Below are 13,335 nucleotides of genomic sequence, written 5' to 3' on the forward strand. Positions count from 1 at the left end.
GCGGCAAGGTCGCCGGATGGACCCGTGGACCACGCCGCTGATCGTCGTGCGCGGCGCATCGCACACCGCCGCGGAGCGCCGGAGCATCGCGCGCGATTGCGAGCGCGGTCTGCTCATCCGCGTCCGCCAGGGCGTGTACGTCGCCACCGCCGACTGGGACGCGGGCACCGGGGTCGAGCGCGACCTCGCCCGGCACGTCGTCCGGGCCCGGGCACTCGACGCGGTCGCGCCGTGGCGCCCGCTGTTCTCGCACTGGACGGCGGCGGTGCTCGCCGGTCTCCCGACCATGGACGCCCAGCTCGACCGGGTCCACGTCACGACCACCGATCCGCGCCGGCGAGGGCTCGACGGCGTCCTGACCCACGCGTTCCCGGTCCAGCGGGAGGAGGTCCGCATGCTGGGCGGCCTCCTCGTCACCTCCGTCCCCCGGACGGTCGTCGACGTCGCGGGCGGCTCGCCCTTCCTCGGCGGGGTCGTCACGGCGGACGCGGCGCTGCACCGGGGCGTGCCGCGCGATCTCCTGGAGGCCGCGGTCGACCTCGCCGGCCCGCGCCGCGCCTCCGGGCGCATCGCGGACGTCGTCGCGATCGCGCATCCGGGCGCGGAGAGCGCCGCGGAATCGGCGAGCTACGTCAGCATGTTCCGCCTCGGGTTCGAGCCGCCGGAGCTGCAGCACGAGGTCTGGGACGAGCAGGGCCTCGCGGGGATCGCGGACAGCTACGACCGGCGGTCGCGCATCGGCGCGGAGGTCGACGGACTCGCGAAGTACCTGGACCCGAGGATGGCCGTCGACGGCACCGGGATGGCGCTCGTGCAGGAGAAGCGTCGGGAGGACCGCATGCGGGCCGGCCTCCGCGGGCTCGCCCGCTACGGGTACTGGGACGCGAAGGATCCGAGCCGGCTGCGGCCGATCCTCGCGAAGGTCGGGCTGCGGCCCCCGCAGCACCGGCCGACCCTCGCCGACTGGGCGGCGACGGCGCGGATCGCGCGCCCGCGGGCCCTCCGCTGACGGCCTCCGCCCCTGAGCGGCAATCCCGCCCGCGCGGGCAGGCGGGACAGCCGCTCAGCGGCGGAGCAGGAGGATCAGCGGGTCGCCGGCGCCGTCCACTGCTGGTTCAGCCACGCCTCGCGGGTACGGAGGAAGGTCGACATCGCGGTCACGTGCGCGTCGTGGGTCGTGTAGCCCCAGAGCTGCCCGTCCTGGGCCGCGGCGGTCGCGATCGCCGCGCGCTGCGTCGCGATCCGGGTCCACACGGTGTCGAACTTCGGCTTGAGCACCTGCCACCGCTCCGCGACCCGCTGCTCGAACACCGGGTCCTTCGCGAGCTGCGCCCACCACCCGAGGTTCCTGACGTACCAGCTCGTCGACTTCCCCTTCGTCACGCCGTAGTCCATCGTCGACAGGTCGAAGTCCCACAGCGGGCCCATCGTCAGCTTGCCGCCGCGCGGCTTGGTGAAGAAGGCGCTGGAGAACCACGCGTCGGAGTTCTCCACGAGCTCCTCGACGATGTACCAGTCCACGAACGAGTCGAGGTCGATGTACTGGCGGTAGTCGCCGCCGGAGTACAGCGCCGTCTCGAAGTCGTCGACGTACTGCTGGATGTACTGGAGCTGCGCCGCGGTCGGCGTCTCCGGGTCCTTGACCGTGATCGGCTCGCCGTGCGTCGTGTCGAAGCCGACCTCCGTCGCGAGGTCGCGGTTGCCGTCGCGCTCGAGCAGGTAGCCGCCCGTGATCTTCGTCGCGCTGGTGTCCTTGCTGCTCAGCGCGTCGATGTTCACGCGGTCCGCGTCGACGCGCACCTGCTCGGCCAGCTCGTACAGGCCCTCGTACCGCCCGTTCAGCACGAGCTCGACGAACCGCGAGTCCGGCGTCCACGCCATGCTCGTCTGCTTGCCGAGGTACAGGGCGACGTCGTTCCGCAGGTGGGTGCGGTCCTTGTAGTCCGCGAGGAGCACCCAGTGCTTGTTCGTCGCCATGCCGAGCAGCCCGGCCTTCGCGTCGAGCTTGATCTTGTACGGCTTCTTCGGCAGCGGCCACGTGCTGTTGCCGTGCCCCTTGATCCCGGCCGTGCCGGTGAAGTCCTGCGTCGGATCGGTCTTCGACGCGATGCTCACCGTCGAGGCGACGTAGTCGTCCGTGTTCGTGATCGGCGCGGAGGTCGCGAGGTCGACGACCGGCAGGGAGAAGACCGGGACGTAGGCGCTCGCCGGCGCGGACCAGGCGCCGCCGCCGACCGCGGTGCGGCCGCGCACCTGGATCCGGTACGCCGCACCCGCGGGCAGGCCGGCGAGCGTCGTGGCCGGGGCGGCGGCGGCCGTGGTGACGGTGGTCCAGCCGGTCGCGTTCGCGCCGCGGTACCGGACGTCCCAGGCCGTCGGGGTCGGGCCGGTCCTCGGGGCGGCCCAGGTCAGGTCGAGGGCGCTCGTCGCCGAGCGGAGCTCCGCCGTCACCGCGGTCGGCGCGGCGGGGCGCGCGACCGGCGTCGCGCGCACGGTCGCCGACCACGGACCGCTGTGCGCACCGGACGCGCGGACGGCGAAGACGTAGGCGACCCCGTTCTTCAGGCCGCGGACCGTCGCGGTGGTGCGGCTCGTCCGGGTCGAGCGGTGCCAGCGCGCGGTGCCGACGGCGCGGTACTCCCACTGGTAGGTCTTCACGCGGCCCGCGGCGGGCTTCGACCAGGCGAGCACGACGGACGCGTCGCCGGCCGTCGCGCGCGGCGAGCGGGGCGACGCGACGGGGACGCGATCGGGTGCCGCCGTGGCGGTGGCGGAGAATCGACCGATCCCTGCCGCAGTGCGGGCGGCGACGGCGAAGCGGGAGGACTTCCCGGCTGCGAGGCCGGTGACGACGACGCTCCTGCCCGTCACGACCTGCGCCGCCCACGCGGTCGAGCCGACCTTCCGGCTCCGGACCACGTACGCGGTCGTACCCGACGTCGTGCTCGCCGACCAGCTCAGCGCGACGCCGCCGCGCACCGCCTTCGCCGAGAACGCCGTCGGTGCGGCGACGGCGGAGCGGGTCACGATCGGGGACGTCGGTGCGCTCCAGGCGCCGGCGCCGCGGCTGCTCACGGCGCGGACCTCGAGCTGCGAGGACGGGCGGAATCCGCGGAGTGACGCGGTCGTCGCGGTGACGGAGCGGGCGCCGTGCCACGCCGCGCTTGCGGAGGAGCGGACGCGGAGGTCGTAGCGGGTGATGGTGCGGCCGCCGGTGTCGGCCGGCCGGTCCCAGCGCGCGACCGCGTCGTTCGACGCCACGCGCAGCACCTCGAGGTCGGCGACCGGGCCCGCGACCCGCCCCGGGACGCCGGTGACCGCGGCGGACCAGGCGCTGGAGGCGGTCGCGGTCTCCGCGCGCACCTGCAGCTCGTAGCGGGTGCCGTTCAGCAGCGGCGCGAGCCGGAACGGGCTCGCGGCCGTCGTGCGGGCGGCGGACCAGCCCGACGCGCCCTTGGCGCGGTACCGCACGCTGTACGCGGTCACCGCGGCGGTCGTCGAGGCGCGCCAGGTCAGGTCGATCGCTTCGGAGCGCGTCTGCACCGCGAGACGGCTCGGCGCCGCGACCGCGGGTGCGGTGATCGGCGCCGCTTCGGCCGGCGCGGTCACCAGACCGCCGCCGAGCAGGGCGACGACCACCGCGGTGATCAGGGCGGGGCGGCGGGCTGGGCGCACGGAGGTCCTCCGTCGGAGCGGCAGTGGATGGCGAGGGACGCGGACCTAAGAACACGGGCCCCGGCGTCGTGTCGAAATGGTGCGGGACCTGCGCGTCGGCGGCGCGGCGGCGCGCCGCGACCGCCGGTTCGGCGGGGTGGATGACACCGCAGCACCCTTGGTTCCAGGGGCCGCGGCGCGGCGCCCCTCGACGAGTCCGCCCCTCCGCGGCAATCCCGCCCGCGCCGGCGGGCGGGACTGCCGCTCAGGGGCGGAGGAGGGCGGGCGCGGTCAGGCGGAGGGCCTCGCGAACGCGCGTCGGCGGCGCTGGACCGCGATCGCCTCGTCGACGGCGGACCGGAAGCGGGCCGCGAAGTCCCCGGTGGCGTCGAGGCGGCGGCCGAGCTCGAGCCGGGCGCCCGCGCGGACGTCCTCCCCCAGCGCGTCGTCGAGCGCCGCGAACACGTCCGCCGGGAGGTCGCGCAGCAGCGCGCCCGCGGCGGTCGTCGGGAACTCGGCGGCCATGGCCGCGTCGTCCATGCCCGGCACGGCGGCGAGCGCGAAGGGGACGTCGTGCCGCACCGCCTCGGCGAGCTCCGGTGCGACGTCGACGACCGCGAACGACGCGATGGAGAGCGCCTCCTGCAGTCGCGCCGCGGGCCACGTCGCGTGCTCCGCGCCCGCGGCGGCGACCCGCGCGCGCAGCTCGAGCATCGCCACGTGCACGGCCGGCACGCGCGCGCCGGTCGGTGCGGCCGGCACGAAGATCGTGCGGACGTCCTGCCGCGCGAGCAGGGCCTCGAGGATCCGGTGGCCCTGCCGCGCGAGCGACGAGAGGTCGACCGCGTCGACGACGTTCTCCCACGTCGGCGCGTAGACGACCGTCGGCTTGGTCGGGGCGGGGCGCTCGGGCGGAGCGGGCGGGCGGATCGGCCCGATCTCCTTCACCTTCGCGTCCGGCACGCCGCTCACCGGGTACGCGTAGCGGGCGCGGCCCGCGGGGCCGGCGACCCAGACCTCGTCGTACATGCGGGCGAGGGGGCTCCGCGACTCCGGCTCGTCCGAGTCGCCGTGGCCGACGAGCACGTCGTAGATGCCGGGCACGCGCAGCAGGTGGTTGTTGATGTTCGTGGAGTTCGAGGGGTAGAGCGCGAGGTCGACGGAGGCGACCATGAACAGCTCGACGTCCTGGCTCCGCGGCGACCAGACGACGGGCACCCCGCAGCCGGTCAGCGCGTCGAGGTGGGAGGCCTCGCGCACGACGACGAGGCACGGCCGCTCGAGCGCGCGGAGCGCGGGCACCCACAGCAGCACCTGCTCGACGGTGCCGGCTCGGCCGGCGTGGTGGAGGACGACCTCCGGCGCGTGCTGCTCGATCGCGGCGCGGACGGCCTCCCGCACCGCCTCGTCCGGCCGGTTCAGCACGAGGTACTGCACGAAGCGGGCGGCGAGGAACACGACGACGACCGCGATCGACACCCACTGGGCGATGATCGCCGCGGTGTACCGGTCGGTGACCGACCCGATCGCGTAGCCGAGCGGGATGAGGAGGCCGAGCAGGGAGAACGGCAGGTCGAGCGGCGGCACGGGCCGTGTCGGCCGCGGCGCGGGCAGCCCGGGCACGTCGAGGTTGCGCCAGCTGACGGGCCCACCGGCGCGACGCCACTGCAGGCGTCGCGCGAAGATGCCGGCCGCGTCGCGGCCGGCGGCGAGGAGCAGCACGGCCACGATCGCGAGGGCGACCGCCGCGCCCCGATCGGGCAGGAGGTTCGCGGCGAGCACCGCGGTCAGCACGTCGAGCGACAGGACACGGAACCGGATGTCGAGCCCGGTGCTCAGGGCCTCCGGCAGCAGGTACGGCGCGCGGCGGGACAGCACCTGCTCGAGCGCGACCGCGCCCACGGCCGCGATGAAGAAGAGGATCGGCAGCGGCACGACCGCGGCGATGAGGAGGAGCAGGTACGCGAGGCCGAGCGCGGCCGTGACGACGAGGCGCCGCATCCGCCGCATCACGCGCCGCCCGTCCGGGCGAGGCGCGCGTCGGCGCGGGCGATGAACGCGTCGATCTCGGCGAGGAACACGACCATCGGGTCGCCCTCCGGCCCGAGCAGGTACTCGGCGAGGGTCTCGCGCTGCGCCCGCCGCGGGTCGGCGCCGGCGGCGTCCGCGAGCGCGGTGGGCAGGGTCGCGAGGTCGCTGCCGAGCAGCTCGGCGGCGGAGGAGGAGGGGAACATCGCCCGGAACTCCGCCTCCGGCACGTCGCGGCGGTTGCTCACCGCGTACGGCTTGCGGGAGGCGAGGAAGTCGGTGATGACGCTCGAGATGTCGCTGATCAGGAGGTCGGCGCGGTTGAACGCCTCGTACAGCGAGTTCGGGGACGGCGCGACGATCTCGCTGCCGCCGCCGGCCCGGCGGACGAGCTCGTCGATCGCCTCGCGCGCCCGGCCCGCCTCCGGCAGCCGGTGCCCGGTCAGCGGGTGCGGTTTGAACAGCACATCGGCGCCGGCGTCGAGGCAGCCCCGCACGATCCGCTCGCCCATCGCGGCGACGGAGGAGTAGTCGGCCTCGTCGAAGAAGCCCTCCCACGTCGGCGCGTAGAGCACGGTCAGGCGGTGGCCCGGTTCGGTCTCCGGCGTCGCCCGCGCGATGTCGGCGAGCTGCGGGCGCCCGACCGCGCGGAGCACGTTCAGGTCGATGCCCTCGTCCACGGCCGCGTACCGGTCGATCGCGGCGCGGCCGGCGACCCAGATCTCGTCGTACATGCGGTTCAGCGGGCTGAAGCTGCCGACCTTGTCGCTGTCGCCGTGGCCGATGAAGCAGTGCATCGGCCCGGGGATGCGGATCATCTCGTCGTTGCGGACCACGTTCGTCGGGTACAGGACGATGCGGACGGAGCCCGGCGTGATCGCGATGAGGTCGGTCACCGTCGGCGCGACGACCGTGGGCTTCAGGATCGACTCGGTGCCGGTGAGGTGCACGGCTTCGCGGAGGACGACGAGCGCCGGGCGCTCGAGCGCGTTGATGACGCTCGCCCAGACGCCGAGCGCGTACGTGCCGTCGGCCGGCGAGGAGAAGTAGAAGACGACCTCCGGGGCGAGGTCGGCGACGGCCGCGGCGACCGCGTCGTCGCTGTCGCGGACGGGGTGCCCCGCGTGCGGCCCCCACGCGCGCCACGCGGTCCAGCACGTCCAGAGGATGATCGCGAGCACGAGGACCGCGAGCACGAGCGGCACCACGCGCACGCCCGCGGCGGCGAAGGCGAACCCGCCGAGCACGAGCACCTCCGACGCGGTGAGCAGGCGGAGGCCGTCGATCGGCAGCCGGTCCTGCACCGGATCGGGCAGCGGTCCCGGCCCCTCCGACTCCCCGGCGCGGTGTCCTGAGCCCGTCGAAGGGACGTCGAGGTGGCGCCATGTCATCGTCGCCCGCTCGCGCGCCAGCCGGCGGACGCCGAGGGCCGTGTACCCGGTCAGCCCGAGGTGGGCGACCATGACGGTGACGAGGAGGAACGCGAGGCTCGCGAACTCCGTCTCCGGCGGCGTCGCCGCGACCGCGACGGCGACGGCGCCGTTGCGGACGAGGGACCGCTCGGGGCGGTCGAGCAGGACGCGGCGCAGGAGCCGCCGGAGCCGGGGCGGCCGTTCGCCGCGCACGACGTCGGCGATGAGGCTCGGCGCGGCGCCGACGACCGCGACGCCCCACTGGCCGAGCAGCAGCGCGACGACGGCGGCGAGGACCGCGAGCCCGACCAGGCCGAGGTCGACGACGTCGCTCGAGTCCTGCCCGAAGCGGACCGCCGCGAGCCCGCGAGGGCGTCTCACGCGGGGGTGCCTGCGAACCGCGGGGCGAGCCGGTTCTCGACCATCGAGAGCGCGGACCCGATCGCCATGTGCATGTCGAGGTACTGGTACGTGCCGAGCCGGCCGCCGAAGAACACGTCCTGCTCGTCCTGCATGAACTCCCGGTAACGCAGCAGCCGGTCGCGGTCCGCGGGCCGGTTCACCGGGTAGTACGGCTCGTCGCCCGTGTCCGCGAAGCGCGAGAACTCGCGCATGATCACGGTCGCGTCCTTCGGCGACTCCCGCTCGGGGTGGAAGTGCTTGAACTCGTGGATCCGCGTGTAGGGCACGTCGAGGTCCGAGTAGTTCATGACCGAGGTGCCCTGGAAGTCGCCGACCGGCAGCACCTCCCGCTCGAAGTCGAGCGTCCGCCAGGACAGCGAACCGAGGCTGTTGCCGAAGTACTCGTCGACCGGGCCGGTGTAGACGATCGGCACGTTCCCGACGGTCTTCGCCTTGCCGTACGCCTCGGAGGTGAAGAAGTCCGTCCCGAGGTGCACGGTGATCCGCGGGTGGTCGGCCATCCGCTCGATCCACGCCGTGTACCCGTCGACGGGCAGGCCCTCGTGCGTGTCGTTGAAGTACCGGTTGTCGTACGTGTACCGCACCGGGAGGCGGCTGATCACGTCGGCCGGCAGCTCCCGCGGGTCCGTCTGCCACTGCTTCGCGGTGTAGTCGCGGATGAACGCCTCGTATAGCGGGCGGCCGATCAGGCTGATCGCCTTCTGCTCGAGGTTCTCCGGCGTCAGGCCGCCGAGCTCCGCGGCCTGCTCGGCCACGAGCTCCCGCGCGGCCTGCGGTCCGTACGCGGCGCGGAAGAACTGGTTGATCGTGCCGAGGTTGATCGGCAGCGGGAACACCTCGCCGCGGTGCTTCGCGTAGACGCGGTGCACGTAGTCCGTGAACGCCGTGAAGCGGTTCACGTACGCCCACACCCGCTCGTTCGAGGTGTGGAACAGGTGCGCGCCGTACCGGTGGATCTCGATCCCCGTCTCCGGGTCCCGCTCGCTGTACGCGTTGCCGCCGATGTGGTCGCGACGGTCGATGACCGTCACGTCCAGCCCGTACTCGTCCGCCATCCGCTCCGCGACCGTCAGGCCGAAGAAGCCCGACCCCACCACCAGCAGATCCGTCATGCCCGCACCGTCCCCGTCATCGGGGGGCAAGCGTACCGGGCGGTCTACTCCCGGCCCCGCGCCGAGCGCTCGTTTCGCGGATCCGCAGAGATCGTTGGACCCGCCGCCTCGCGGGGCCCGAGCACGGCGCGTCGCCCGAGAAGTGCGGATCCGCGAGCTCAGGCGGAGGCGCCGCGTCTGAAGCCGCGCTGGATCAGGGTCCGGTACGCGACCTTGCGGAGGGCCTCCGGGACGAGCCGGTAGCCGCCGCGGACCACGACGTTGCGGACCGTCTGCGCCGGGGTCGTGAACCCGGTGCGCAGCAGGAGCCGCTGCAGCCGGAGCTCGGCGCCGAGCTGCGCGACGCCGCCGCGCCGCCGGTACGCGCCCGCGCCGACGCGGTACTTCAGCAGGGGCTCGGGGATGTTCTCGGCACGGGAGCCGGAGGCGAGCATCCGCGCGAACAGCCAGTAGTCCTCCATCAGCCCCACGGCGACGTAGCCGCCCGCGCGCTCCACCGCCGAGCGGCGGTAGACGACGGTCGGGTGGTTGAACGGCTGGTGGAATCGCGCGTAGCGCTGGATGTGCGCCTCGCCGACGGGCGGCGTCCGCACGCCGATGACGACGTCCTCGTCGTCCTCGAACTCCGCGAGGCCCGACCCGACGAGGTCGAAGCCCGTGTCGAGCAGCGCGATCTCCTTCGAGAACCGCTCCGGCACGGACACGTCGTCGGCGTCCATCCGGGCCACGACGTCGTAGGAGCAGGCCGCCAGCCCGGCGGTCAGCGCGGGGGCGAGGCCGGCGTTCACCGGCAGCTCGAGCACCCGGGTCGGGACGGGCGACGACGCCGCGAGCTCCGCGAGCGTCGCGGCAAGCGCCTCGGGCACCGGGCCGTCGCGGACGATCACCGCCTCGGTGGGGCGGAGCACCTGCTCGTCGACCGCCGAGCGGAAGGCGCGGAGAAGCTGCGCCGGGTCGTCCTTCGCGTAGACGGGCAGCAGGAGGGAGAAGTCGGAGGTCACGCCGCCCGCCGGGCCGGCGCCTCCACCTTCACGACCGCCTCCGTGACGGGGCCGAGGTCGCAGAGGACGTCCGCGTTCAGGCGCGGGCGGCTGCCGAAGCCGGCGACGAGCCCGCGGCGCAGCTGCGTCAGCAGGAAGCGGCGCTGACGGGAGGCCCGGAACGTGCGGACCCAGCGCAGCAGCGTCGAGCCCATGTAGACGGCCTTCTCGAACGGGTTGAGCCCGTGGCTGAAGACCATCAGCCAGATCTTGTTGCGCACCTCGAAGAAGAACCGCGCGCCGGGGTCGACGTCCGTGTTCGCGCGCGCCTTCGTCTTGTGCACGACGACGCTCGACGGCACGAACACGCCCTGCCCGCGGCGCAGCATGCGCGTCGAGAACTCGAAGTCGTCGTTCCAGATGAAGTAATCGGCGATCGGCAGGCCCGCCTCCTTCACCCGTCGGGCGGAGACGAGCATCGAGACGAACGACAGCGACCGGACGGGCGTGACGCCGCGCTCGGCGGCAGCGCGCACGTCCTCCTTGCGGGCGAACGGGTTCGCGCGCGGGGTGTTCATGGGGTGATCGGACCCGTCCGTCCACACCACGCGGCTGCCCGCGAGCACGACGTCCGGCCGGTCGACGGCCTCGAGCAGCTCCTCGAGCGCGGTCTCGGTGGGGACGGTGTCGTCGTCCATGACCCAGATCCAGTCCGGCTCGTGGCGGGCGATCGCGACCGCCATGCCGGTCGCGAACCCGCCCGCTCCCCCGGTGTTCCGGGTGAGGCGCACGAGCTCGACCTCGGGCCAGAAGTCGCTCGCGACCTGCGCCGAGTCGTCGTCGGAGTGGTTGTCCACCACGACGACGGCGGTCAGCGGCGCGGTCTGGGCGCGGAGGGCGGCGAGCGCCTCCAGCAGCAGCTCCTGCCGGTTGTACGCGACGACGACGGCGACGACGGAGGGGACGCCCGGTCGGGCATTCGGCTCCATGGGGGTCACCTGGCCCTCGGTTCGCAGGTCGGCGTCGCCGTGGCGCACGGCTGCACGAGTGTAACCATGCCCTGGTTCCCCGGGGCGCGACGGGAGGACGCGGGGCGAGTCCTGACGGGGCGCCTCGATGGTCACGTCCTGCTCGCCTTCGCTCCGCCGGACTTGGTCCAGGTGATCCTCCCGTGCTGGAAGGTCTGCGTCGTCGTGCCGTTCTTGACGACCGGCTGCGACGTCGGCCAGCCGAGCACGCCCGCCTGACCCTTCTTCTGCAGGTACTTCGTCAGGATCGGGCCGGTCATCGAGAACGCGCCCTTGCTCGACGCGTAGATGTTGCCGCCGGTGAAGGCCGCGACCTTACCGCCGGACACCTTCGTGTTCGACTTCAGCCAGCCGAGCACGCCGGCCGGGCCCTTCAGTCCGAGGTAGCGGGTGAGCGTCGGGCTGTTCGAGATGCCGTGCACGCCGGCCTTCGCGTTGCTCGAGACGATCCCGTTCGAGAACTGCTGGATCCAGCCCCCGCCGCCCGCGCTCTGCTGCGCGTTCGCGGAGATCGGCCAGCGGAGGTACCCGGTCGGGCCACCCGCGGACAGGTAGTTCTTCCCGACGGAGCCGGTGACGGTGTACGCGGTATTCGTGACCGTGACGACGCCCGTCTGGAACGACTGGAGCACGCCCTTCTTCCCGGCGACCGTGAGGGTCGTCGCGTTCCCGGTCGGCCAGCCGAGGGAGCCGGCCTCGTAGCTGCGGGCCTTCCAGATCGCGAGCACCTTGCCGGTGACCGTCGTCGCCTTGCCGGAGGCGACCACGACGCGGCCGCCCTGGAACGCCTGCCAGGTCGCGCCGCCGTGCGCGGAGCTCGTCACCGCGTCGCCGGCGGGCCAGCCGAGCGAGCCGAGCTCGTAGCCGTTGGCGCCGAAGGTCGAGTAGATCGGAGCGAGGACGGCCGCGGTGCCCGCGGTCGAGACGTAGACGGTGCCCTTCTGGAACGCCTGCGCCGTGCCGCCGTTCGTGCCGGTGCGGTTCACCGCGGCCCGCCGGGGCCAGCCGAGGTTGCCGCCCGGACCGCCGAGCGCGTTGTACTTCGTGAGCACGGAGCCCGCGACGCCGACCGAACCGGCGGGCGAGGTGTAGATCGTGCCCTTCTGGAAGGTCTGGGAGGTGCCGCCGCCGTTCGCCGTGATGGTCACGGCGTTGCCGGTCGGGTTGCCGTAGGTGCTCTTGTGCGCTGTCCAGTAGGTGTTGATCGCGCCCGTCACGACGGTGTGCGTGGAGCCGAACCACGTCGTGAAGTAGAGGAAGAAGTTGCGGTTGCCGTAGGACGAGCAGCCGTTGCCGAGGCCCCAGCCGGCCGCGAGCGACGCCGCGTTCGGCTGGTACGGCGTGTAGTAGTACAGGCTCGCCGTCGCCTTGTTCTTGATCGTGATGGCCTTCGCGCCGCACGCCGCGTTGGGGTGGTAGAGCACGCCGTTCGTGCGGCCGACGGGGAACCAGTTGTAGTTCGTCCAGCCGGAGCCCGTCGTGCCGGGCGGGGTCGTGTAGCGGACGAGCCAGTAGGCGACGCCGTACAGCTGGTTGAACAGGCCGTACTTCGCCGGATCGCACGCGGCGGTGTCGGGGCAGCCGAGGCCGGTCGCCTTGCGGTAGATCAGGGAGACGGTCTCGCCCGAGTACGGGGTGCGACCCGTGACCAGGGTCTGCTCCTTCTGCAGCATCACGAGGATGACCTGCGGGTTCACGTTGCAGGCCCTGCCGACGGCGGCGATGACCTGCGCCGCGGTCTGGCTCTTCTTCGCCGCGATCGCCTTGCACATGGGGTTCGCCGTCATCGCCGGCATGTCGACCTTGACGGTCCTCAGGCAGGTGGCGCCGGACGCGCAGGTCGGCTGCTTGCCGTTCAGGAAGGTCTGGATCTCGGAGGCGGTCATCGTCGACCCGTTGAACATGACGGCGTCGTCGATGATGTTCGCCGGGTCGAAGCCGTCGAGGACGGCCGCCGCGGCGGCGGCCTTCGCGGATTGCTCGTTCACCGCGGTGATCCCGACGCCCGCGACGACGAGGCCGATGCCCGCGGCGATCGCGGCGATGCGCCGGATCCGGGTGCTCCTGCTGCGGGCGCTCATCCGACCTGCACCGTGCCGACGGCGGACGTGCCGGCGGACTTCGCGGACTCGTAGCGGACGGCGACCTTCCACGTGCCGGCGGCCAGGCCCGTGAAGGCCACGGCCTCGCAGCCGGTGTAGGAGGACGCGGCGACGCCGTCGCCCTCCTTCGTGCGGGTGGTCGCGCCGGAGGTCACGGTGACGGTGCAGTGGCCGTTCGACTCGACGACGCCGGGGACGATCGCGGAGACGTCGAGCGCCTGCGCCTTCGCGTCCCAGCTCGCGCTGGTGACGAACGGCACGACGGCGGTGTGCGGCACTGCACTCGAGGTCGGACCGCTCGTCGGGGCCTCGACCGTCGCCGTCGGGGTCGGGAGGGGGGTGTCGCTGGCGACCTCCTCCGTCGGCGTCGCGCTCGGGATCGACGGGTCGAGCACGGGGCCCGACGCGGTCGAGACGGCTGCAGCGGGGCCGCCGCCGAGCGTCGAGCAGGACGTCAGCACGACGGCTGCAGCGGCGACGAGCGCCGCCGCGCCGACCGCGCGCACGATTCGGATCGGACGTGTTTCCCCCATGCTTCGACGGTACGGACCGCTCGGCGGATGCGGGGGCCGGAACGCGGCGTGTCCGCACCCCAG

The 13,335-nt window shown here is 73.4% G+C and carries 9 protein-coding genes; 1 reads left to right on the top strand and 8 read right to left on the bottom strand.

The features are described 5' to 3' along the window. The first annotated feature begins 16 nt into the window (after window positions 1-16). Complete coding sequence (locus tag CLV52_RS17215) at window positions 17-1,009, top strand: hypothetical protein (protein WP_133767634.1); 993 nt, start codon at window positions 17-19, stop codon at window positions 1,007-1,009. A gap of 74 nt (window positions 1,010-1,083) precedes the next feature. Here CLV52_RS17215 and CLV52_RS17220 read toward each other — a convergent pair whose 3' ends face one another. From CLV52_RS17220 to CLV52_RS17260, 8 genes are all read right to left on the bottom strand, one after another. Further along, complete coding sequence (locus CLV52_RS17220; RefSeq protein ID WP_133767635.1) at window positions 1,084-3,675, bottom strand: fibronectin type III domain-containing protein; 2,592 nt, start codon at window positions 3,673-3,675, stop codon at window positions 1,084-1,086. A gap of 270 nt (window positions 3,676-3,945) precedes the next feature. After that, complete coding sequence (locus CLV52_RS17225; RefSeq protein ID WP_133767636.1) at window positions 3,946-5,667, bottom strand: hypothetical protein; 1,722 nt, start codon at window positions 5,665-5,667, stop codon at window positions 3,946-3,948. Further along, window positions 5,664-7,475: a CDP-glycerol glycerophosphotransferase family protein gene (locus CLV52_RS18570; protein ID WP_162850928.1), complete on the bottom strand. Its 1,812-nt coding sequence runs from the start codon at window positions 7,473-7,475 to the stop codon at window positions 5,664-5,666. Before CLV52_RS18570 ends, CLV52_RS17225 begins: the two co-directional genes overlap by 4 nt. Further along, on the bottom strand, window positions 7,472-8,629 hold the full coding sequence (gene glf, locus CLV52_RS17240) for a UDP-galactopyranose mutase (RefSeq protein ID WP_133767637.1): 1,158 nt from the start codon (window positions 8,627-8,629) through the stop codon (window positions 7,472-7,474). The genes CLV52_RS18570 and glf overlap by 4 nt, the downstream gene beginning before the upstream one ends. 158 nt (window positions 8,630-8,787) lie before the next feature. Continuing rightward, entirely contained in the window at window positions 8,788-9,630 is an 843-nt protein-coding gene (locus CLV52_RS17245; protein WP_133767638.1) for a glycosyltransferase, read from the bottom strand. Beyond that, the gene (locus tag CLV52_RS17250; RefSeq protein WP_133767639.1) at window positions 9,627-10,598 is read right to left on the bottom strand and encodes a glycosyltransferase; all 972 of its coding nucleotides are present in this window, start codon (window positions 10,596-10,598) and stop codon (window positions 9,627-9,629) included. The genes CLV52_RS17245 and CLV52_RS17250 overlap by 4 nt, the downstream gene beginning before the upstream one ends. A gap of 131 nt (window positions 10,599-10,729) precedes the next feature. Continuing rightward, a complete protein-coding gene (locus tag CLV52_RS17255) occupies window positions 10,730-12,718 on the bottom strand; it encodes an LGFP repeat-containing protein (protein WP_133767640.1) in 1,989 nt (662 codons plus the stop codon). After that, the gene (locus CLV52_RS17260; protein ID WP_133767641.1) at window positions 12,715-13,272 is read right to left on the bottom strand and encodes a hypothetical protein; all 558 of its coding nucleotides are present in this window, start codon (window positions 13,270-13,272) and stop codon (window positions 12,715-12,717) included. The genes CLV52_RS17255 and CLV52_RS17260 overlap by 4 nt, the downstream gene beginning before the upstream one ends. Window positions 13,273-13,335 lie beyond the last annotated feature (63 nt).

Origin of the sequence: Amnibacterium kyonggiense (genome assembly GCF_004364555.1) — a bacterium.
In the GTDB taxonomy this organism is placed as follows: Bacteria; Actinomycetota; Actinomycetes; order Actinomycetales; family Microbacteriaceae; genus Amnibacterium; species Amnibacterium kyonggiense.